The sequence below is a fragment of the Sphaerisporangium corydalis genome (genome assembly GCF_025506355.1).
Classification (GTDB): domain Bacteria; phylum Actinomycetota; class Actinomycetes; order Streptosporangiales; family Streptosporangiaceae; genus Sphaerisporangium; species Sphaerisporangium corydalis.
In genome coordinates this window covers 1-22,477 of sequence record NZ_JANZYP010000006.1, presented here as the reverse complement: position 1 = coordinate 22,477, position 22,477 = coordinate 1, and the positions used below count along the sequence as shown (strand labels likewise).

The 22,477-nt window shown below is 72.5% G+C and carries 18 protein-coding genes; 14 read left to right on the top strand and 4 right to left on the bottom strand.

Annotated features, from left to right (window positions below; translation table 11 throughout):
* Positions 1 to 13: 13 nt before the first annotated feature.
* Entirely contained in the window at positions 14 to 3,379 is a 3,366-nt protein-coding gene (locus NYZ98_RS06270) for an AfsR/SARP family transcriptional regulator (protein WP_262841578.1), read from the top strand.
* A gap of 63 nt (positions 3,380 to 3,442) precedes the next feature.
* Here the strand turns inward: NYZ98_RS06270 and NYZ98_RS06265 are convergent, their stop codons facing one another.
* Entirely contained in the window at positions 3,443 to 3,946 is a 504-nt protein-coding gene (locus NYZ98_RS06265) for a hypothetical protein (protein ID WP_262841577.1), read from the bottom strand.
* A 250-nt stretch (positions 3,947 to 4,196) separates the two neighbouring features.
* Between NYZ98_RS06265 and NYZ98_RS06260 the strand changes: the two genes are divergently transcribed.
* From NYZ98_RS06260 to atzF, 5 genes are all read left to right on the top strand, one after another.
* On the top strand, positions 4,197 to 5,036 hold the full coding sequence (locus NYZ98_RS06260) for a D-alanyl-D-alanine carboxypeptidase family protein (RefSeq protein WP_262841576.1): 840 nt from the start codon (positions 4,197 to 4,199) through the stop codon (positions 5,034 to 5,036).
* Between the two features lie 35 nt (positions 5,037 to 5,071).
* Positions 5,072 to 5,722 carry a GntR family transcriptional regulator gene (locus tag NYZ98_RS06255; protein WP_262841575.1) on the top strand — a complete coding sequence of 217 codons (651 nt, stop codon included), beginning with the start codon at positions 5,072 to 5,074 and terminating at the stop codon, positions 5,720 to 5,722.
* 116 nt (positions 5,723 to 5,838) lie between these two features.
* Positions 5,839 to 6,519, top strand: coding sequence for a cysteine hydrolase family protein (locus NYZ98_RS06250; RefSeq protein WP_262841574.1), 681 nt, complete (start codon positions 5,839 to 5,841; stop codon positions 6,517 to 6,519).
* 3 nt (positions 6,520 to 6,522) lie between these two features.
* Entirely contained in the window at positions 6,523 to 8,115 is a 1,593-nt protein-coding gene (locus tag NYZ98_RS06245) for a SulP family inorganic anion transporter (protein ID WP_262841573.1), read from the top strand.
* Positions 8,112 to 9,911, top strand: a complete 1,800-nt coding sequence (atzF, locus tag NYZ98_RS06240) for an allophanate hydrolase (RefSeq protein WP_262841572.1) — start codon at positions 8,112 to 8,114, stop codon at positions 9,909 to 9,911. Before NYZ98_RS06245 ends, atzF begins: the two co-directional genes overlap by 4 nt.
* Here atzF and NYZ98_RS06235 read toward each other — a convergent pair.
* From NYZ98_RS06235 to NYZ98_RS06225, 3 genes are all read right to left on the bottom strand, one after another.
* Complete coding sequence (locus tag NYZ98_RS06235; protein WP_262841571.1) at positions 9,832 to 10,701, bottom strand: TrmH family RNA methyltransferase; 870 nt, start codon at positions 10,699 to 10,701, stop codon at positions 9,832 to 9,834. The two genes, atzF and NYZ98_RS06235, sit on opposite strands and share 80 nt — an antisense overlap.
* Positions 10,694 to 11,479 carry a DUF4184 family protein gene (locus NYZ98_RS06230; protein ID WP_262841570.1) on the bottom strand — a complete coding sequence of 262 codons (786 nt, stop codon included), beginning with the start codon at positions 11,477 to 11,479 and terminating at the stop codon, positions 10,694 to 10,696. The genes NYZ98_RS06235 and NYZ98_RS06230 overlap by 8 nt, the downstream gene beginning before the upstream one ends.
* A 133-nt stretch (positions 11,480 to 11,612) precedes the next feature.
* Positions 11,613 to 12,026, bottom strand: coding sequence for a hypothetical protein (locus NYZ98_RS06225; RefSeq protein WP_262841569.1), 414 nt, complete (start codon positions 12,024 to 12,026; stop codon positions 11,613 to 11,615).
* 275 nt (positions 12,027 to 12,301) lie between these two features.
* Here NYZ98_RS06225 and NYZ98_RS06220 point away from each other — a divergent pair, with 275 nt between their 5' ends.
* The 8 genes from NYZ98_RS06220 (at position 12,302) to NYZ98_RS06185 (ending at position 22,341) form a co-directional block, all read left to right on the top strand.
* The gene (locus NYZ98_RS06220; protein WP_262841568.1) at positions 12,302 to 14,107 is read left to right on the top strand and encodes a substrate-binding and VWA domain-containing protein; all 1,806 of its coding nucleotides are present in this window, start codon (positions 12,302 to 12,304) and stop codon (positions 14,105 to 14,107) included.
* 377 nt (positions 14,108 to 14,484) lie between these two features.
* Positions 14,485 to 16,392, top strand: a complete 1,908-nt coding sequence (locus NYZ98_RS06215) for an RNA polymerase sigma factor (protein WP_262841567.1) — start codon at positions 14,485 to 14,487, stop codon at positions 16,390 to 16,392.
* A gap of 259 nt (positions 16,393 to 16,651) precedes the next feature.
* Positions 16,652 to 17,023, top strand: a complete 372-nt coding sequence (locus tag NYZ98_RS06210; protein WP_262841566.1) for a hypothetical protein — start codon at positions 16,652 to 16,654, stop codon at positions 17,021 to 17,023.
* Complete coding sequence (locus NYZ98_RS06205; RefSeq protein ID WP_262841565.1) at positions 17,020 to 18,138, top strand: GNAT family N-acetyltransferase; 1,119 nt, start codon at positions 17,020 to 17,022, stop codon at positions 18,136 to 18,138. The genes NYZ98_RS06210 and NYZ98_RS06205 overlap by 4 nt, the downstream gene beginning before the upstream one ends.
* Before the next feature lie 196 nt (positions 18,139 to 18,334).
* Positions 18,335 to 19,102, top strand: a complete 768-nt coding sequence (locus NYZ98_RS06200) for a glycosyltransferase family 2 protein (RefSeq protein WP_262841564.1) — start codon at positions 18,335 to 18,337, stop codon at positions 19,100 to 19,102.
* A 5-nt stretch (positions 19,103 to 19,107) separates the two neighbouring features.
* Positions 19,108 to 20,094: a glycosyltransferase family 2 protein gene (locus NYZ98_RS06195; protein WP_262841563.1), complete on the top strand. Its 987-nt coding sequence runs from the start codon at positions 19,108 to 19,110 to the stop codon at positions 20,092 to 20,094.
* A gap of 5 nt (positions 20,095 to 20,099) precedes the next feature.
* Positions 20,100 to 20,900, top strand: coding sequence for a polysaccharide deacetylase family protein (locus tag NYZ98_RS06190; RefSeq protein WP_262841562.1), 801 nt, complete (start codon positions 20,100 to 20,102; stop codon positions 20,898 to 20,900).
* Positions 20,901 to 20,949: 49 nt separating this feature from the next.
* Positions 20,950 to 22,341, top strand: a complete 1,392-nt coding sequence (locus NYZ98_RS06185; RefSeq protein WP_262841561.1) for a lipopolysaccharide biosynthesis protein — start codon at positions 20,950 to 20,952, stop codon at positions 22,339 to 22,341.
* Positions 22,342 to 22,477: the final 136 nt, after the last annotated feature.

Below are 22,477 nucleotides of genomic sequence, written 5' to 3'. Positions count from 1 at the left end.
CGTGGCGGCTGAAATGGTGACGTTCCGCGTTCTTGGGCCAGTCGAGGCGTACGACGAGGCCGAGGTCGACCTCGGCGGTCTGCGACAGCGAGCCGTGCTCGCGCGATTACTCGTCGCACGCGGCCAGGTCGTGCCCGTCGACACCCTGCTCTTCGACCTGTGGACCGACGAGGGCGCCAAGGGCGCGCAGTCCGGCCTCCAGGTGTACATCTCGCGCCTGCGGCGGGTCCTCGAACCCGGCCGCCCGCGCGGCGGCCCCAACCGGCTGCTGGTGACCGTCGCCTCGGGGTACGCCCTGCGCACCGCGCCCGACCAGGTCGACGCGCTGCGGTTCGAGGCCATGGTCAGGTCGGCCGGCAAGTACCTGGAGAACGACGACTTCGAGCCGGCGCGCTCGGGCCTGGAGACCGCGCTCGGGCTGTGGCGCGGCACGCCCTACTCCGACTTCGCCGAGCAGCAGTGGGCCGAGGCCGAGGTCAGCAGGCTCTCCGAGCTGCGGCTGGTGGCCAGGGAGCGGCACTCCGACGCGGGGCTGCGCCTCGGCCTGCACGCCGAGACCGTGCCCGACCTGGAGGCGCTCACCGGCGAGCATCCCCTCCGCGAGGAGGGCTGGCGGCTGCTCGCCCTGGGCCTGTACCGCTGCGGGCGGCAGGGCGACGCCCTGGCCGCGCTGCGCCGGGCCCGCACGACCTTGGCCGACGAGCTCGGCATCGACCCGGGGCCCGCGCTGCGGAAGATGGAGTCGGACATCCTGTCGCAGGACCCGGCCCTGGAGCTGACGGTCCCCCAGCGTCCCCGGCACACCGAGATCGCCGGCACCTGGCCGCCGCGCCCGGAGAACCAGGCCGCCGACATGCCCCCGCTGTCGCCCGAGCCGTTCGTCGGCCGCGACGCCGAGCTCGCCCGGCTCACCGGCGCCGCGCCGCACGCCCTGTCGGGCCGGTTCACCGCCGCCGTGGTCGGCGGCGACCCGGGCGCCGGCAAGACGACGCTGGTGCGCCAGCTCGGCCTTGAGCTGTCGCGGCAGGGCTGGATCTCCGCGTCCGGCGGCTGCCCCGACAGCAGCGCCACCCCGCCCGGCTGGGCGTGGGTCGAGGTGCTGCGCTCGCTGGTCTCCGTCCGTGGCACCGGCGAGTACGGCTCGCTGCTGGCCCCGCTGCTGGACGACGCCGCCCCCACCGACGAGGACGACCAGGCCTCGGGCGGCTTCCGGCTGCACCGCGCCGTCGGCGGGTACATCGCGGGGATCGCCCGCGACGCCCCCGTGCTGCTCACTCTTGAGGACCTGCACTGGGCCGACGACCAGACGCTGGCCCTGCTGCGCGCCCTGCCCAGCCTGCTGGCGACCAGCCGGGTGCTGCTCGTGGTGACCTGCCGGGACGGCGAGCTCAACGACCAGCAGTCCGACGTGCTCGCCGCGCTCGCCCGGCTCGGCCCGGTGCGCGTCGGCCTTGAGGGGCTCGACCAGGAGGCGGTGGCCGAGCTGGTCCGGGCGACCTGCGTCCGCGAGGTCGACGAGGACGCCGTCAGCACCATCATCGAGCGCACCGGCGGCAACCCGTTCTTCGTCCGCGAGACGGTCCGGCTGCTGGACTCCGAGGCCACCGGCGGGCGGGCGACCGCCGCCGAGGTCATCTCCGAGGTCCCATCGGGCGTGCGCGACGTGCTGCGCCGCCGCATCACCCGGCTGCCGGTGACCGCCCAGCAGATCCTGCTGCAGGCGGCGGTGATCGGCCGCGACGTCGACATCGACACCCTGGTCGACATCTCGGGCGACGAGGAGGCCGTGGTCGACGCGGTGGAGGCCGGGCTGCTGGCCGGGCTGGTCACCGAACCGGGCCCGGGAATGCTCCGCTTCGACCACGACCTGGTCCGCGACACCCTCTACTCCGACGCCTCGCGACTACGCCGGTCGCGGCTGCACGCCGCCGTCGCGTCGGTCGTGGAGAGCCGGTCGCCGTCCGACGTCGCGGCCCTGGCCCACCACTACGACGCCGCCGGCACGGTGGAGACCGCGACGAAGGCCGTCCACTACGCGGGCCTGGCCGCCGAGCAGGCCGAACGCCGTTACGCCCACCGCGAGGCGGCGACGCTCTGGGAGCGGGCCATCGCCGCCTTCGACCGGGGTCACCCCTCGGGCGGGCCCCCCAAGGAGCGGCTGCTGCTGCAGCTCCGCCTGATCAAGGCCCTCGCGCTGTGCGGGGACATGACGGCCGCGCGCGCCCGCCGCCGCGAGGCGATGGACGCCGCGCTGCCGCTGGGCGACCTGGAGATGACCGCGCGCATCGCCGCGTCGGTCGCCGTGCCGTACAAGGGCATCGCCCGCGACCTCACCCGCACCGCCTGGGAGATCGTGGACGTCACCGAGCGGGCGCTCATCGAACTGCCCCCCGGCGAGCAGTCGCTGCGCGCCAGCCTGCTGGCGACCCTGGCCCTGGAGCTGGAGGGCTCGGCGACCGGCCGCGGGTACGAGGCTTCATTGGAGGCCGAGGAGCTGGCGCGGCAGAGCGGCGACCCCGCGCTGCTCGCCGTCGCGCTGAGCGGCCGGCTGCGCCAGTCGTACGTCATCACGGTCGTGGACGAGCGGGAGGCCATCGGCCGCGAGCTGCTGGAGGTCGGCGCCGCGTCCGGGCAGATCGCCGTGCAGGCGCTGGCCCACCTGGTGCTCATGGAGTGCGCGGCGGCGCGCGGCGACTTCGCCGAGGCCGACGCCCAGATCAGCGCCGCCGAACGGCTCGCCAAGCAGTACGACCTGCCGGCGCCGTCGGCGGTCGGCGCCTGGTACGCCGGCATGCGCATGATGATCACCGGCGACTACACCGGCGCGGAGAAGGCCTACCGCAACGCCGCACGGCTCACCGCTCGCGCGGGCATGCTGGAGGGCCGCCAGGACCTGCCGCTGATCACCACGTTCTGCCTCCACCTGGTCGACGGCAAGGCCGCCGACATGGTGGATCCGCTGGAGGAGGCGCACCGGCGCGGAGCCAAGTGGACCCTGGACGCCTACGCCGTCGCCCTCGCCTCGGCGGGCCACACCAAGGACGCCCGCGCGGTCGCGGCGACCAGGACCGCCGTGCGTCCCGACTTCCTGTACGAGCTGGCCATGACGTGGCGGGCGCTGGCGGGGATGCTGCTGGGCGACCGCGATCGCATGCAGGACGCGTACTCCACGCTCGGCCCGTTCTCCGACCGCATCGCGGGCGCGGGCACCGGCGTGGTGGCGCTGTGGCCGGTGGCGCAGACGCTCGGCGACCTCGCGATGCATCTGGGGCAGCCCGACGAGGGGCGCAGGCACTTCGAGAAGGCGCTGGCGGTCGGGGAGCGTGTCGGCATCCCCCGGTGGGTGTCGGCGGCGCGTAAGGCCCTCGGCAACCTGTGACCCTCGGCCCCGTGCGGGCCGGACCACGGGCGTCCCTCGCGGGCGGGCCCGGGGTGCCGCCGTTCAGCAGGTGATCTGGAACTTCTCGCTGAGCACGCCGCCCTTGCCGGCGACGGTCAGCTCGACGCGGTACCAGCCGGGGTTGTCCACGACGCGCGGGTACCACTCGACGGTGCGCTGGGCGCCCATGAACCCGTCGGTCCCGGAGAACAGGTAGGACCGCCACTCGTGCGCGGAGACGCTCCAACGCTGCAGGCGCCAGCCGTACACGACGGGGTCGCCGGAGGGGCCGGGGTCGATGACGGCCTGGGCGTGGTAGGTCCGCCCGCAGGAGGCGGTGGCGGTGGCGGCGGCCACGGTGACCATGCCGGCCTGGGGGATGTGCCTGGCCTCGACCGGCATCGACCGCGCCGACAGCACGACGGTCCTGACCGGGGTGCCGGCGACGAGGGTCGTTCCGTGGTCGGGCTCGGCCGCGCTGCGCGTGGTCGTCACTCCGAAGTAGGCGCCGGCGAAGGCCAGCGTGGCGACCAGTAGCTTGAACGCGGTGGCCGTACCACTAGTCATGATCGGTACCAGATCGCCTACCGGCGTCCGGCCGCCTCGCGTTCTCATGGCTGTCCCCTTTCGTCCACTCATAGGTGTACGCCGCTGTGGTTGCTCCCCACTTGCCGTCTGGTTGCATCCCCAGTGCGCGAAAAACGAAGTTTCGGGCATCAGGCTCTTTGGCCGTCCCACCTGGCATTTGTCGCAAATACCGCCATAGTCCGCGCGTCCTTCACCATGTCCGAGATGGCGGACATGGGATCATTACCGAATGCGCATGGTGACCGTCCTTCTCCTGGCCGCGCTCCTGACGGCCGCCGGCCTCACCGGCCCGGCCCTCGCGCGGACCGCTCCGCTGGTCACGGCGAAGGAGGTCTACCTCGTCGACGTCACATCGGGAACGGTCCAGTTCGCCAAGCGCGAGACGCGGCGCGCGCCCGTCGCCAGCCTCACCAAGATCATGACCGCCTACGTCGTGCGGCACTCGGCGTCACTGGACGACGTCGTCACCGTCTCCCGCGCCGACGTCCGGCACGCCGCGTCCTCCGGCGCCACCCGGGCGGGCCTGCGGGCCGGCGAACGGCTCACCGTGCGGGACCTCCTGTACGCCCTCCTGCTGCCGTCGGGGGCCGACGCCTCCAACGCGCTCGCGCGGCGTTACGGCCCCGGCGTCCAGCGCTTCGTGGCCAAGATGAACCGCGCGGCGGCCGCCCTCGGCCTGCGCGACACGGTGTACACCAACCCCGACGGGCTCCCGCAGACCGGCGGCGACCACTCCACCGCGCGGGACCAGGTCGCCCTGGCCAGGATCGTCCTGAAGGACCCGGTCATCGCCGCGGTCGTCCGCACCCCCCGGCACGCGGTGACCCGTACGGGTGCGCACCGCGCGCACGCCTGGCACAACACCAACCGGCTGCTGCCGGGCGAGGCCGAGGGCCTGAAGACCGGGTACACCCGTGCCGCCGGGTACTGCCTGATGTTCGTCTCGGTCGTCGGCGGGCACACCATGGTCGGCGTGCTGCTCGGCGACACCAGCGACGCCGCCCGCTACCGCACCGCCCGCAGGCTCCTCACCACCGCCACCGCCCGCGCCGCGCCCCGCGACGTCTGACAGAGTTGATCGCAACGGCGAGAGGAGGTGGACGGGTGGAGCCGGACGACGGGATCCTGGAGCCTCCCAGCCTCGTCGAGCTCTCGATGCGGCGCATCCGCCACGAGATTCTCAGCGGGGCGCTCGCACCGGGCGAGCGGCTGATCGAGGAGCAGCTCACCCAGCGGTTCGGCACCAGCAGGGCGCCGCTGCGCGAAGCGCTCCGGTCGCTCGGGCAGCAGGGCCTGGTGGAGCATTCGCCCCGCCGCGGGGTCCGCGTCGCCGAGCTGTCCCCCGAGGACGTGAACGAGCTGTTCGGCCTGCGCGACGTGCTGGAGCGCTACGCGGTCGAGACCGCGCTGCCGCCCGACGGCGCGCACGACCTCACCGCGCTCGCCGGAGCGCTGGACGGCATGGCGGCGGCGGTCGCGGCCGACGACCCGCTCAGCGAGAACGAGGCGCACCGGCGGTTCCACGTCGCGCTCGTCGCGCTGGCCGGCCACCGCCAGCTCCAGCTCGTCTACGAGCCGGTCATCCTCAAGCTGCAGCTCTACATGGCGGCCAACCTGCGCAGGGAGGCCGAGCAGCGCGCCCCCTCCCTGGGAGTGGAGCGCCACCAGCGGCTCTTCGACGCCATCGCCTCCGGCGACCCGGCCACCGCCCTGTCCGCGCTGGCCCGGCACGGCGCCCGCACCTACATCGGCTGATCACCCAAACGATCCGGACGATCACCGGGCTAACAGAAGCGTAACCGGAGCGACCAGCGCGCGACACAATTCTGTCGACAATCGACAAAAGGAGGATCTGAGGGACGGAGCCACCCATGTCCGATCCGCTTCTCGTCGAGGCCGAACCCTACGCCTACGCGTTCGACCCCCGGCACACCGCACTTCTTCTCATCGACATGCAACGGGACTTCGTCGAACCCGGGGGCTTCGGGGAGACCCTCGGCAATGACGTCACCCTGCTCCGGCAGGTGATCCCGCCGCTCGCCGCCGTGCTGGCCGCCACCCGCGCCGCCGGGATGACCGTCATCCACACCCGCGAGGGGCACCTGCCCGACCTGTCCGACTGCCCGCCCGCCAAGCTCGGCCGAGGCGCGCCCTCGCTGCGCATCGGGGATCCCGGCCCCAAGGGACGGATCCTGATCCGCGGCGAGTACGGCCACGACATCATCGACGAACTGGCCCCCGCCGACGGCGAACTCGTCGTCGACAAGCCCGGCAAGGGCGCGTTCTACGCCACCGGCCTCGACGAGGTCCTGCACGAGGGCGGGATCCGCAGCCTGGTCGTGACCGGGGTCACCACCGAGGTGTGCGTGCACACCACCGTCCGCGAGGCCAACGACCGCGGTTACGAGTGCCTGGTCCTGTCGGACTGCGTGGGCTCGTACTTCGCCGAGTTCCAGCGGTACGGGCTCGAAATGATCGCCGCCCAGGGCGGCATCTTCGGCTGGGTCGCCCCCTCCGGCGGCTATCTCAAGGCACTAGAAGCGCGGAGCTGACCGATGACCACGACAACCTCCCCGGCCGGTCTCAAGCTCCCCTGGTGGGTGAGCGGCGACACCAACGCCTTCTTCGGGCTCGGCTTCAACGTGATGGTGAACGTGCTGGTGCTGAGCGGCCTGTGCCTCGGGGTCGTCCACCTGCCCGGCTCCGACGTGTTCGGCGTCATCCTGCCGGCGATGGGCATCCAGCTCCTCATCGGCAACGTGTACTACACCTACCTCGCCCGCCGGCTGGCCCGCCGCGAGAACCGGGCCGACGTGTGCGCGATGCCGTACGGGCCGAGCGTGCCGCACATGTTCATCGTCGTCTTCGTCATCATGCTGCCCACCTACCTCGCCACCAAGAACCCTCTCCAGGCGTGGGCGGCCGGGCTGGCCTGGTGCTTCATCATCGGCGTCATCGTGCTCATCGGCGCGTTCGTCGGCCCCTACATCCGCCGCTTCACGCCGCGCGCGGCCATGCTCGGCACGCTGGCGGGCATCTCCATCGCGTTCATCTCGATGCGGCCCGCCGCGCAGATGTGGGAGGCCGCCTGGATCGCGCTGCCGGTCCTGGTGATCATCCTGGTCGGGTTCTTCACCGGCCTGCGCCTGCCGGGCAACATCCCCGTCGGCCTGGCCGCGCTGCTCGCCGGCACGGCCATCGCCTGGATCGGCGGGTACATGGACCCCGCCGACGTGGGCGCCGCCGCAGAGAACATCGCCGTGAGCCTGCCGACACTCAACCTCGACCGGCTGGTCGACGGGCTCAGGGAGGTCGCGCCGCTGCTCGCCACCGCCATCCCGCTGGGCATCTACAACTTCACCGAGGGCATGAGCAACGTCGAGAGCGCCGCCGCGGCGGGCGACTCCTACAACCTGCGGTCGGTACTGCTGGCCGACGGCGCGGGCGCGGTCGTCGGCTCGATGCTGGGCTCCCCGTTCCCGCCCGCCGTCTACATCGGGCACCCGGGCTGGAAGTCGGCGGGCGGGCGCAGCAGCTACTCGATGGCCAGCGGCGTCGTCATCGCGCTGTTCTGCTTCCTCGGGATGTTCGCGCTGCTCGGCGCCGTGCTGCCCACCCCGGCGATCGTGCCGATCCTGCTCTACATCGGCCTGCTCATCGGCGCCCAGGCGTTCCAGTCGGTGCCGAAGGCGCACGCGGTGGCCGTGGTGATGGCCATCATCCCCAACATCGCCGCCTGGGCGCAGGGCTACATGGACAACGTGCTGGCCGCGGCCGGGACCAGCGCCCAGAAGGTCGGGTACGACGCCATCGCGCAGAACGGCACGGTCTACGAGGGGACGGCGCTGCTCGGCGGCGGCGCGGTGCTCGCCGGGCTGATGCTCGGCTCCATCACCGCCTTCATCATCGACCGCTCGTTCGTGTGGGCCGCCGGGTACGCCCTGATCGCGGCGGCGCTGGCGTTCGTCGGCCTGATCCACGGCGTCAAGGTCGAGTGGAACGCCAACGGCCAGGTCTCCCTGGGGTACCTGTTCGCGGGGCTGGCCTTGATCGGCTTCCACTTCCTCAAGCCCGGCTCCGCGGCGGCGGACGACGGGCCAGGGACCAGCAGCGCGCCCGCCGAGGCGGAGGTGCCCGCCACCTCATGACCACTCCCCTCGACCTGGACGGTCTGGCCCGCCGCTACCGTGACGGGCGGGCCCGCCCGTCCGACGTCGCCGAGGACGTGCTCGGGCGGATCGCCGCGCGCGGCGACGACCACGTGTGGATCACCCTGCGACCGGCCGCCGACGTGCTCGCCGACGCGGCCGGGCTGGCGTCCCGCTGGCCCGACCCCGCCGCACGGCCGGCCCTGTACGGGGTCCCGTTCGCGGTCAAGGACAACGTGGACGTCGCCGGGCTGCCGACCACGGCGGCCTGCCCCGCGTACGCCTACGTTCCGGACCGGAGCGCGCCGCTGGTGGACCGGCTGCTCGCGGCCGGCGCCCTGCTGGTCGGCAAGACCAACCTCGACCAGTTCGCCACCGGCCTGTCCGGCACCCGCAGCCCGTACGGCGCCTGCGAGTCGCCGCTGGTGCCGGGGCTGATCTCCGGCGGGTCCAGCTCGGGGTCGGCGGTGGCGGTGGCCGCCGGGCTGGTCTCCTTCGCGATCGGCACCGACACGGCGGGCTCTGGTCGCGTGCCCGCCGCGCTCACCGGCACCGTCGGGATCAAGCCCAGCCGTGGCCTGGTCAGCACGCTCGGCCTGGTGCCCGCGTGCGCGTCGCTGGACTGCCCGAGCGTCTTCGCCGCGTCGGTCGCCGACGGGCTCGCCGTCCTCTCGGTCATCGCGGGGCCGGAGCCGGGCGACCCCTGGTCGCGCCCGCTTCCGGTGCCGTGCCCGGTGCCGCCGGCCGCCGGGCCGCTCACCATCGGCGTGCCCGCCCGCCCCGGCTTCTTCGGCGACGACGCCGCCGCCTCGGCCTTCGCCGAGGTGACCGAGAGGCTCTCCGCGCTGGGTCACCGGGTCGTCCCGGTCGACCTGGACCCGTTCCTCGCTGCGGGGCGGCTGCTGTACGAGGGGCCGTGGATCGCCGAACGGCTCGCGGCCGTCGGCGGCTTCGCCGCCCGTAACCCCGGCGAGCTGCACCCGGTCACCCGGCGCGTCCTCGGCGGCGGCACGGGGCTCAGCGCGGTGGACGCCTTCGAGGGGCTGTACCGGCTGCGGGCGCTGAGCGCCGAGACCAGGGCGGCCTGGGCGTCGATGGACGTCCTCGCGGTCCCCACCGTGCCCACGACCTTCACCATCGCCGAGATGGAGGAGAGCCCGCTCGACCGCAACACCGTGCTCGGCCACTACACGACGTTCACCAACCTGCTCGACCTCGCGGCCGTCGCCGTCCCCGCCGGGACCACGGCGGCCGGCCGCCCGCACGGCGTCACCTTCCAGGGCCCGGCGGGCTCCGACGGGCTGCTGGCCGGTCTGGCCGCCGCCTTCACGACCGGGACCACGGCCACCGCGCCGCCCGACACGCCGCCGGACACGCTGCCTGTGCTCGCCGTCGTCGGCGCGCACCGGTCGGGGCAGCCGCTGAACGGGCAGCTCACCGCGCTCGGGGCCACCGCGCTCGGCACCGCACAGACCGCCCCGCTCTACCGGCTGTTCGCCCTCGACGGCGGCGAACCGCCGCGCCCGGGGCTGGTGCGGTCGGCCGAGGAGGGGGTGCGGGTGGAGGTGGAGCTGTTCGGGCTGACCACGGCCGCGCTCGGCACCCTGCTGACCCAGATCGCGCCGCCGCTCGGCCTCGGCTGGGTGCGGCTGGCCGACGGGCGCGAGGTGCACGGCTTCCTCTGCGAGTCCTACGCCACGCGGGACGCCCCCGACATCAGCCGGCACGGGAGCTGGCCGGGCTACCTTCTCTCATCAGACCATGACAGGCGATGGCCGCCGCCGCGACCACGTTGAGCGAGTCGACCCCGAGGCCCATCGCCGCCGGGCTCATCGGGATGCACACCGGCTCGTCGGCCGTGCGCAGCCACCGTGAGGACAACCCGTCCCCCTCCGACCCGAGCAGCAGGGCCACCCGGTCGCCCATGGCCACCTCGTCCATCGGCGTGGCCGACTGATCGGGGGTGAGCGCCAGCGTGCGAAACCCCGCCTCGCGCAGCTCCGCGAGCCCGGCGTGCCAGTTCGTCATCCGGGCGTACGGGACCGCGAAGACCGCGCCCATGGAGACCTTCACCGACCTGCGGTACAGCGGGTCGGCGCAGCGGGGGGACAGGACCAGCGCCTGGACGCCGAGCGCGGCGGCGCACCGGAAGATCGCGCCGACGTTGCCGTGGTCGGTCAGGTCCTCAAGGACCAGGACGCGGCGGGGCGGCCCGTTCAGGGCGAACCGGGCGCCGGACTCCCCGGCGAGCAGCCCCGCCACGGCCGGGAGCTCCAGGCGGGCCATGGAGGCGAGGGCGCCGCGGTGGACGGGGAAGCCGGCGATGCCCTCCATCAGCTCCTCGGCGGCGACGTACACCCGGGCCCCGCCCAGCACGTCCTCCAGCCCGGGGAGCCACCGGGGGGTGGTCAGCACCGACCTGATCGGGAACCCGGCCGCGACCGCGCGGCGGATGACCTTCTCGCCCTCGGCGATGAACAGGCCGCGCTCGGCCTCCACGCTCTTGCGCAGCTCGACGTCGCGCAGCCGCGCGTAGTCGGCCAGCCGGGGGTCGGCGGCGTCGTCCACCGGAATGAGCTCAGGCACGTGACAAGCGTAGGACCCGGCCGAGCTGCCAGAGCAGGGCGTAGGCGGTGAGCACCGCGCAGAACCCCACGACCAGGCCGACGCCGGTCTTGGTGAGGACCCCCGCCCAGCCGAGCAGGGGGTTGGGCGGGTCGACCAGGGTCCAGACGCCCGAGGCCATGAACGCGCCCGCGCACGTGCACACCAGCACGCCCAGCCGCATCGCCACGGGCAACGCGCGACGCCCGGCGGTCACGACGCCCGGCGGGCCGGTGGCGGAGGGGCGGAGCCGCCGGAACAGCCACCAGGCGGTCAGGGCGAGGCCGACCACCGACGAGAGGTACTGCATCACGCGGTAGCCGGTGAGCCAGCCGTGCACCGGGGTGGTCATCCAGGACCAGCCCCACACGGCGGCGCCCCACTCGTGGGTGAAGGAGTCCCAGAGCACGTGGGTGGCGGCGCCGGCCGCCGCGCCGAGGGCGATGGCGGGGAACCGCCGCCAGCCGGGACCGGGCACGGCGGCGACCCGGGCCGCGACCCCGTCAGGCAGCAGCGCGGTCAGCGGGTCGCGGAACACGAACTGCAGGAGGGCGAGCAGCACGAACACCGCGACGACGTCGTTGGTGACGACGCCCACGGGCGAGTGCCACCGGGAGTAGGCGTCGAGGTAGGGCAGGAAGAGCGGCAGGTCGGGCACCATCGCGCCGACGGCGAGCGCCCACGGGTCGAGCACCTTGCGCACCCGCGCCGAGGAGATGAGCGGGATCACCGCGGCGACGTGACTCGGCGTGAAAGGCACGGCTCTCCCCCACAGCTTCCCGCGACGTGAATGCGACACCCTGTGACGGACAGGCTACCCACCACCACCCGGCCGCCACGCCGACGACGGCCCATGCTGCCAGATCACGACCCGGCCCGCGCCGCCCCGGCGGTCAGCGGGTGGTGCCCGCGAGGCCGGGCATCGTGGTCACCACGATGAGCCTGGTCAGCATCGCGGCGCCCGGACGACGGGCCGGCATCCGCACAGGGGCCGTGGCCACGACGGGCGCGGGCACCGAGAAACCGCCGCGCGCGGGGGTGACCGCCATCCACTGGAGGATGACCACGGCCAGGTCGAGTCCCTGGGCGCGCAGCGCGCCCGCCACCTGGGGGGCGGTGCCCGGGTCGGCGAGCGCGCGGCAGGCCCGCCCGGCGACGACGACCTCGCGGACGCAGACCGACTCCCGCAGCGCCCGCCGTACCGCGTCGGGGCAGCCGTGCCCGTCCAGCTCGATCAGCAGCAGGTCGGGGCGCGTCTCCCTGCGCGCGGCGGGCGACGCCTCGCGGGCCTCCATGACCATCGACACGAGCCGCTCCCTGCCCCCAGCCGACATCCGCGCTCACGCCCATAAAGCGTGAAATATCGCGATCTATTCGGTCACGATACATCGCGTTATACGAGTGTCAAGATGTATCGCGAGAATGGAGCGCGACATCACCCAGGGTAATCACCGCACTAAAAGATCGGTTTTGCCGCATTAGGCCTTGCCGCTATGGTTCCGTAAGCATTACCCAGGATCTCCCTATATGGTCGCTGGACAGCGAGCCACGTTCGAAAAGATCGACACCCGAAGAGGACACCGTGGGCGGACGCCACCGCACAGACGAGCTTGAGGGCGGCTACAACCCTTACCAAGAGCCGTCGGGCCGCCGTCGCGCGGGCCGGGGGAAGGTGCTGGTACCGCTCGCGGGCGCCGTCGCGCTCGCCGTTCTGCTGGGCGTCGCGGCTTACGTGATCATGAGCAGGGACCAGGGCTGCGGCGACGGCAAGGTGGCACTCCAGGTCGTCGCGTCGCCCGACATCGAGCCCGCCATCGCCAAGATCGCGGCCGGTCTCACCAAGAACGGGACCCCCGTCGGGGGCAAGTGCCTCGCGATCACCGTGAAGAGCGGCGACTCCGCGAACGTCACCAACGCCATCGCCGGATCGGGCGCGACCGCCGGCAGGTTCGACGCCGACATGTGGATCCCCGACTCCAGCCTGTGGGTCGCCAAGCTGCGGTCCACGCCCAAGGGGTCGGGCGTGTCCGCGCCGCTCGCCTCGATCGCCCGCTCGCCCGTGGTGCTCGCCGCCCCCAAACCCGCCGTCGAGAAGCTGCGGAGCGCCTTCGGCGAGCCGAGCTGGAGCGGGCTGATGTCGGCCGCCAACGCCGCCACCCCCGACGGCCTCGGGCGCAAGATCCGCGTCCTGCCCCTGGACCCCACGGTCAGCGCCGCCGGGCTCGGCGCCCTGCTCGCCGGTTCCGGCGTGCTCAAAGCGTCGGGCGCCGGCGAGGACCAGCTCGTGGGCGTGCTCAGGCAGCTCTCGGAGAACGCGGTGACCAGCCCGGCGAACATGTTCGCCACCATGGCCAAGCAGTCGTCGCGCGTCCCGATCGGCATCGCCACCGAACAGGGCATCTGGGCCTTCAACGCCAAGACCAAGCCGGGCGAGGTCGTGGCGCTGTACCCGGCCGAGGGCACGATCAGCCTGGACTACCCCGTCGTCGTCACGGCCAAGGACCAGGCCACCCGCGACGCGGCCAAGGGCTTCGCCACCGCGCTCTCCGGCGCGACGGCCAAGAAGACCATCCGCGACCACGGCTTCCGCACCCCGGACGGCAAGGGCGGCGGCGCCATCAGCCAGGCCAACGGCCTCAACCCGGCGACGCCGCGAGCGATCAAGATCCCGGACGCGGCCTCGGTGACCAAGCTCTCGCAGGCGTGGTCGCGCCTCAAGCTCGGCGGGCGGCTCCTCGCCCTGCTGGACATCTCGGGCACCATGGCGCTGCCGGCCGTCGGCGCACCCGGTGACCGCATGAAGCTGATCGCGGCGACCGCGATCGAGGGCCTGAAGCTCTTCCCGGACAAGACCGAGGTCGGCACCTGGGTCTTCTCCACCAACCTGAACGGCAAGGGCGTCGACTACCGCGAGGCCGTGCCCGTCGGCCCCCTCGGCGCCAAGGTCAACAGCGCCACCCGCCGCGACGTCATCAGCCAGTCGCTCACCCAGATCAAGGCCAAGCCCACGGGCGACACCGGACTGAACGACACCCTGGCGGCCGCCTACGACAAGATGAAGGCGGAGTACGAGGCCGACAAGATCAACACGATCCTGGTCTTCACCGACGGCGTCGGCAACGACGACCCCGACGGCGGGATCTCCAACGCCGCGATACTCAAGAAGCTGCAGACGGAGTTCGACGAGACCCAGCCCATCAGCGTCATCGTCGTCGCCCTCGGCGCCAAGGACGCGGCCGGGCGGCGCCAGATGCAGGCGATCGCCAACGCCACCCAAGGCCAGGCGTTCTTCCCCAACAACGCCCTGGAGATCCGGAAGGTCTTCCTCGAGGGCATCTCCCGCCGGCTCTGCGCCCCCAACTGCAATGGCAGCGGGTCAGCCCAGTAGGACCCCGCCGCGCGCGGGCGCCCGATCCCGGCCCCACACGGGCCCGGGATCGGGCGTTTTGCCGTCCGGGCCCGGACGACGGCGCGCCCGGCGGGCGCGCGGCCGCCGGCCATCCGGAGATCACCATCCGTTACCGGCGGCGCCCGCCCGCGTAACCGATCATCACCTCACGGCTGCCGCGAAGAAACACCCGTTTCACCAGCCTCTCCCGGCCCTGTTTTCCCAGGTCATACCCAATGATTATCAAACAATCACGGGTGAACCGGACGGCCGGAACGGGCGTCCTACGCGTGTGGGGCCTGGCGCGGGCAGGGGAAAAATCTCGCGAACGTGCGCGACCAGATGCCAGGTTCCCGTCCTGCGGGGAGGAAGATTTCGTGCCCGGATGGCCGAGCGTCGGCCGTGCCGACGATCAGCGACTACTGGAGGCTCTGCGCCGAGCGGACAGCCGCGCGGCGGACGGCCTCTACGACACCTATGCCGACCGACTCAACGACTACGCCCGATCACTGCTGCACGACACCGACGCCGCCGCCGACTCCGTGCACGACGCGATCGTCATCGGCCACGGCCGCCCGGACGTGCTGCGCGAGCCGGGGCGCCTGCGCGCCTGGCTGTACGCGCTGACGCGGTTCGAGTGCACCGCCAGGCGCGGGCGGACGCCCGCGCACGGCATGACGCCCGAACCGCCGCTGGAAGGGGACGAGGAGGACCCGGAACTCGCCGCGATCGTGCGGGAGTCGCTGGCCGAACTCGGGCAGAAGGAGCGGGACATCCTGCTCCTGGCCGTCCGGCACGAGCTGAGCACCTCCGAGATCGGGGCCGTCATCGGCCTGAACTCCCGGCAGACCGGGAGCCGGCTCACCCGTGCCCGCGACCACCTGGAGAACGCCGCCGCCGCGGTGGTGCTCGCCAGGACCGGGCGCGCGCACTGCCCCGACCTGTCCGCGCTGCTCGACTCCATCGAGGGGCCGCTCCCGCAGCAGCTCAGGCGGCGGCTGACCCGGCACATCATCGGGTGCGAGGAGTGCACCGAGGGACGGCACCGCCGGGTGTCGGCCGAGCGTCTGCTCGACACCATCCCGGTGGCCTTCCCGCCGCTGTCGCTGCGCCGCCGGGTCGCGGAGAGCTGCGCCCGGCCCGCGGGCGACCAGGCACGCGCGGCGATCATGACGGTCACCGGCGTGTTCGACAAGAACGGCTTCCCGCCGGTGGGGGCCGAGCGCCGCGCCAAGGGCGACCGCAGGGGCGCGGACCGGGGCACCCCCACCGAGCAGATGGAGACCCCGAGGTACGGGGTCGCGGGAGCGGACCGGTACGGCACCGGAGCGCCGCACGGGGCGACCCCCCGGCACGGAGTGCGGGCCGTGTCGCAGGAGACCCTCAGACAGGAGATCACGGCCGCCCACGGTGAGGCGGGCCTGCCACCGGCCACCGGAGACGGGGGACAGGGCGGGCACGGGACGCCACCCCGGCGGGAGTACGGGCGCGGCGACACGGGCGGGCACGGGACGCCGGCCCGCCGGGAGTACGGGCGGGGCGAGGCGGGCAGGCGCGGCGGCAGAGGGCTGCGCAAGGCCTCCCGCCGGTCGACCCCGGTCTTCGCGACGATCGCGTGCGTGCTGGTCGCGACCGGTGCCATGGTCGTGGCGACCGGCCAGGACGCCTCCAAGCCCGGCGGGACGACGCAGACCCTCCAGTTCCCCACGCGCACCCCCGGCGAACTGGAGATCAGCTACGGGCCGGAGCCCACCGACGCGCCGCCCTCCTCCGACCCGCCGCCCAAACCGTCCCCCACGGCCACGCCGAAGAAGGCCCCCACCCCCGCCGGCGGGGGCTCGCAGGGCCCGGCCGCGTCCTCGGCCGTCCCGCGCCCGCGCCCGTCGCGCACCCCCACGCGGGCCGCCCCCGCGCCCGCGGCCAAGCTCGTCGTCTCCTGCCCCGGCGGGCTGGACGAGGACGGGGCCGGTGTGATCCTCGTCTCGGCGCGCAACGCCACCGTCTCCTGGACGGCGTCCGCGACGGGCGGCCTGGCCGTCTCGCCCGGACAGGGCGTGCTCAGGACGGGTGTCAAGGTGCGGCTCTCGATCGCGGCCGACGAGCCGGGAGAGGCGGGGCAGGGCACCGTGACCTTGCGTTCCACGACGGGTTCCTCGACCTGTCAGGTGTCGTGGGAGGCGCAGGACCCCCCGCCGGCCTCCGATCCGCCGCCGGACGATCAGCCGACGTCCGACCCCACAGCGTCCGGGACGCCGAGCGAGGAATCGGACGCGGAATCCAGTTGATTCCCCCTTCGACTCCACATCCGGGGCAAACCGGGGGTACCTTTTGATGACCCCCGATCCCTGGAGTCCCACTGGTATCGGGGGCATCAGTCGTTGGCGTGACCGGCGTGATTGACTACACAACGGTTCTTGCCCTCGTGGAGGTAAACCAGTGACCGGGTTAGGGCGTCGGCATTGACGATCGCATAGCGTGGTTGGTCCTATGAGAGCAGCGATCAACCATGTCGTTAGTCGGCCTTGACCAGCGGAGCCAGGAGAGATGCGGACCAACAGGACGGTGCTCACATGGGTGCTGGCGATCGCGTGCGCCGCGGGAGCGGTGATCGCGCTGGCCGACATCCAGACTCCGGCACGACTGATTCTGACCCCGCTGTTCCTTTTGGTGGTGCCTGGCGCCTCGGTCGTCGGACTGTTGCGTGATCGTGACCCTCTCGCGGCTCTAACGGTGGGCGCCGCCGCGAGTCTCGTTATAAACGTTCTGTTAGCCGAGGCCATGCTTATGTTTGACGCTTGGTCCCCGCGCGCCGGTGTGGCCACCGTCGCCGTGCTCGGTGGATTCATGTGGGTGCTCCGGTCGCTGTACCGGGGCAACGGCAGTGTGCACACCGAACAGGGGGCCGGGTCAAGGTGAAGGTCACGGTCGTCCGGCCGGGCGAGCTCCAGGAACCGGAGCTCACCCGGTGGCGCGAACTCCAGCACGCCTCCGCGTCGCTGGACAACCCGTTCCTCTCCGTCGAGTTCGCCCTGGCCCTCGGCCGGCTCCGCTCCTACGTGCGCGTGGCCGTCGTCGAGGACGGCGGCAAGGTGGTGGGCTTCCTGCCGTTCGAACGGCACGCCTTCGGAATCGGCAAGCCGCTCGGCAGCTGGCTGACCACCTGCCACGGCCTCATCTCGGTCCCGGACCTCGACCTGCCCGCGCGTGAGCTCCTGCGGGGCTGCGGCCTGTCGGTCTTCGACTTCGACCACATGGTCGCGGGCCAGCCCACCTGGGCGCCGCACGAGTCGGCGGTGCGCCCGGTGCCGATGATGGACCTCACCGCCGGATTCGAGTCCTACATCGGCCTGGTCAGGGAGAACTCCCCCAAGAACTACAAGACGGTTCGCTACAAGGAGCGCAAGCTCGCCCGCGAGCACGGGGAGATCCGCCTCGCATGGGCCGCGGCCGACGCCGAGTCCATGCGCGTCCTGACAGGGTGGAAGTCCGACCAGTACCGCAGGACCGGACGGGTCGACCGGTTCGCACAGCCGTGGATCGTCGAGCTGATCGACGAGATGCACGCCAGCGGGTCGCCGTCCTTCGGCGGCGTGCTGACGATGCTCTACGCCGGGGACACCCCGGTCGCGGGCCACTTCGGCCTGCGCACCCACAACACCCTGGTCGGCTGGTTCCCCGCCTACGACCCCGAGTTCGCCCGGTACTCCCCCGGGATAATGCACCACTTGCACATGGCGGAGCAGGCCGCTTCACACGGTCTGGGCCAGGTCGACATGGGCAAGGGGGGCCGGGAGTACAAGGGCTGGCTGAAGAACGGCGTCATCCACGTCTCCGAGGGACGGGTCTCCCGCCCGTCGGCGACGGCCGCCGTGCACTGGATGGGGCGGACGCCGGTCAACAAGGCCCGCAACATCGTGGTCGACCGCCCATCGCTCTATCGGCTGGCCGACCGGCTGCTGAAGGGCTTCGGACGGGTCCGCACCTCCCTCCAGCCCGAATCAATCGAAAAGGAACCCTCGGGGGCCCGCTGAAGCGCCCCCGACAACGAGCCCGCACCTCTACTGCTCTGACCGGGGCGGAGAAACCCCTCTCCGTCCAGTCGCGCCGGTCCTGTTGGCAGTCGCCGCCGATGTCAGACCGCCCGGAAGGACATCCCTCAAAATGAGTCCCGAGATCACCAAGCACAACGGGAAACCTCAGCTTCACAGCCTGAGGCCACTGCCGACAGTGGACCGTTTCACACCCCTCACCCCGCACCTGGCCATATCCCCGACCGTCAGCGTGGTCGTACCGGCCATGAACGAAGCGGAGAACCTTCCGCACGTTTTCGCCACGCTGCCCCACTGGATCCACGAGATCGTCCTGGTCGACGGCAACTCCACCGACGACACCGTCGCCGTCGCCCGCCGCCTGCGCCCGAACCTGCGCGTCATCCAGCAGCGTGGCAAGGGCAAGGGCGACGCCCTGCGCACCGGCTTCGCCGAGTGCACCGGCGACATCATCGTGATGATCGACGCCGACGGCTCGACCGACGGCAGGGAGATCATCCACTTCGTCGGCGCGCTGGTCACCGGCGCCGACTTCGTCAAGGGCTCGCGCTACGCCAGCGGTGGCGGCAGCGACGACCTCACGTTCGGCCGCCGCCTGGGCAACAGCGTCCTGCGCGGCCTGGTCAACGTGATCTACGGCACGCAGTACACCGACCTGTGCTACGGCTACAACGCCTTCTGGGCGCGGCACCTCGCCGTCCTCGACCTCGACTGCGAGGGGTTCGAGGTGGAGACGCTGCTGAACATCCGCGCGGCCAAGGCCGGCCTGCGGGTCCACGAGGTGCCGAGCCACGAGCGGTGCCGCATCCACGGCGAGAGCAACCTGCGCGTGGTGCGGGACGGCTGGCGCGTGCTCAAGACGATCATGCGCGAGTGGCGTCGTCCCCCGACCGAGGTCGGGCTGTCCCCGGCGGCCCAGCCGGCCGCCGACCAGGGCGCGGCATAACGGAAATGAACATCTCCGTCGTCATATGCGTCTACACCGAGGACCGGTGGGACGACATCAGGGCCGCCGTGCAATCGGTGCGCAGCCAGAGGCGTCAGCCGCATGAACTGATCCTCGTCGTCGACTACAACCCTGACCTGCACCTCAGGCTCAAGCGGGAGTACGCCGACGCGATCGTGGTGGAGAACGGCCACGAGCGGGGTCTGTCCGGCGGCAAGAACACCGGCGTGGCCACCGCCACCGGTGACGTCGTGGCGTTCCTGGACGACGACGCGGTGGCGGACGCCGAGTGGCTGGAGGCGTTCGCGGAGGCCATGCGAGTCGAGCCCGGTACCGCCCCGGCCGTCGTGGGGGTCGGCGGGTTGACCAGGCCGATGTGGGACAGCGGTGACCGGCCGCGGTGGTTCCCCGAGGAGTTCGACTGGACCATCGGGTGCACCTATCGCGGCCTTCCCGCCGAGCGCAAGCCCATCCGCAACGTGATGGGGGGGAACGCCGCCTTCCGCCGGGAGGTCGTGGGCGAGGTCGGAGGGTTCCACTCCGGCATCGGCCGCAGCGTCCAGGGCCGTAAGAGCCGCCCGCTGGGCTGCGAGGAGACCGAGTTCTGCATCCGGCTCTCCCAGCGCAGGCCGGGCTCGATCATGATGTTCGAGCCCCGGGCGGTCATCGGCCACCGCGTCCCCGCCTCGCGGGCCACCTTCCGCTACTTCCGCTCCCGGTGCTACGCCGAAGGGCTGTCGAAGGCGCTGGTCGCCCAGAGCGTCGGCGCCGGCGACGGGCTGTCCAGCGAGCGTGCCCACGCCATGAAGACGCTGCCCGCCGGCGCCCTGCGCGGCGTGGGGGACGCCCTGCGGGGCGATCTCGCCGGGCTGGCCAGGGCCGGGGCGATCGTCGCCGGCCTGGCCTGGACGACCTGGGGGTACGCCGTGGGCTCCGCCCGGCTGCGCATGCGCGGGAACCGGGCGGGACGAACCATCGAACACGAACGGTGACCATCATGCGCGTGCCGATCCTGATGTACCACTCCGTGACCGATCGCCCGAACGGCGCGACCCGGCCGCTGGCGGTGCGTCCTTCGGTGTTCGAGTCGCAGATGACCTACCTGAAGGACCGCGGCTTCACCCCGCTCACCCTGGCCGACCTGGTCGCCTCCCTGTACGGCACCGGAGGCGGCCCGGCGCCCGAACGGCCCGTGGTCGTGACCTTCGACGACGGGTACGCCGACTTCCACGCCGAGGCGCTGCCGGTGCTGTCGCGCCTCGGGTTCCCCGCGACGGTGTTCCTGACCAGCGGGTGGGTCGGCGACGCCGGCGACGACGCCGCGGGCAGACCGCTCGACCGCATGCTCTGCTGGAGCCAGGCGCGCGAGGCCGTGACCTGCGGCATCGAGATCGCCGGGCACAGCCACAGCCACCCGCAGCTCGACCAGCTACCCGACGCGGCGCTGCGCCAGGAGCTGCGGCGCAACAAGGCCCTGATCGAGGACAAGGTGGGACGCCCGGTCGCCACCATGGCCTACCCGTACGGGTACTCCAGCGCCCGCGTGCGCAAGGAGGTGCGCAAGGCCGGCTACTGGGCCGCCTGCGCGGTGGCCAACTCGCTCGCGGGCGACGCGGACGACGTGCTGGCGCTGCCCCGGCTCACCGTGGGGCGGTCCACCACCATGAGCCGGTTCCGCCGGGCCGTCGAGGGCCAGGGCGTTCCGATGATCTACCTCAAGGAGCACGCGCTGACCAAGGGTTACGCGGTGGTGCGCCGCACGCGGTACGGCCTGCGCCACGTGGTCGGGCGTGAGTGAGGTAACCGCGGGGGCGACTTCGCGCGTCGACGAGGGGGGTGACGCGACCTTGAGCACGACAGTGGCCGACGGCCGGCCGAAGGAGCCGGACGCCGGAGAGGCCGGCGGGAGGTGGGCCGTACTGCGGCGGCGCCTCATGCGCGACCTGCGCAACCCGCTCTTCCTCAACGGCTACGCCCTGATGGCCAACACCGGCGTCACGGCGGTCCTCGGCATGGGCTACTGGCTGCTCGCCGCGCGGCTGTACACCCCGGAGGACTTCGGGCGCAGCCAGGCGCTGATCACCGCCATGCGGCTGTTCGCCGGGCTCACCGCGCTCGGCCTGACCGGCGCCCTGGCCCGGTTCATCCCCGTCGCCGGGCGCCGCACCGGCGGGCTGATCGGCCGGGGATACCTCATCGCCACGGTCACGGCCGTGGTGGCGGCGGTGGCGTTCCTGCTCACGCTGCCGTTCTGGGGCGCCAACTACGCCTCGCTGGCCGGCCTCGGCCCTGGGCTGTTCTTCCTCGCCTCGGTGGCCATCTGGTCGGTGTTCACCCTCCAGGACGTGGCGCTCGCCGGGATGCGGCAGGCCGTCTGGGTGCCGGTCAACAGCCTGTGCTTCGGCCTGGTCAAGATGGGCCTGCTGGTCGCGGTGGCCGGGGCACTGCCCGACGACGGCATCTACGTCTCCTGGATCGTCCCCACCGCGCTCGCGCTGATCCCGATCAACCTGTTCATCTTCGGCGTGCTGGTCCCCCGGCACGCCCGTCGGGCGCCGGCGGGCACGCGGCCGGCCCGGCTGCGGGAGATCGGCCGCTTCCTGGCCGGGGACTACCCCGGCGCGTTCTCCATCCTGGCGATCGTCTACTTCCTCCCGGTGTACGTCGCGTCGCGGGTCAGCGGGGAGATGTTCGGCTACTTCGCCATGGCGCAGACCCTGGGCGCGATGATCGAGCTGCTGGCCATCAACATGGCCACGTCCCTCACCGTGACGGGGTCCACCGACCAGGCGCACCTGGCCGCCAACTCGCGCCAGGCGTTACGCCGCTCGTATCTGATCATCGCGCCGGTGTCGGCGGTGACGTTCCTCGCGGCGCCGCTGATCCTCTCGGTGTTCGGGCCGGGGTTCGCCGAGCACGGCACCCCGTTGCTGCGCCTGATGGCCCTCGCCGTCCTCCCCCGCGTGCTCATCGAGATCTATCTGAGCGGGCTGCGGGCCCGGAGCCAGGCGCGCCTGCTCGCCCTGGTCCAGATCGGGCTGGCGGTCCTCGTGCTGTCGTCCTCGCTCATCCTGTTGCCGGTCACCGGCATCTCCTCGGTAGGGTACGGGCTGCTGTTCAGCGAGGCGCTGGTCGCGTTGCTGATCTTCGGCGGGCTGCGAAAGATCCTGGATCAACCGGAAACGCCGCAGTCGGCAAGCGCGCGGGAGGCGCCTGACGCCGCATCATGGTCTACGTGAGTCAACGGACGGGCAACGAGGTGACCGACAAGGCGGCGGCGAAGGTCGCCGACGACGACATGGATGTGGACGTGGAAACGGACGTCACATCCGAGCTGACCCGCCCGGTGTCCCTGCCGACCCCCCCCGCCCCCCG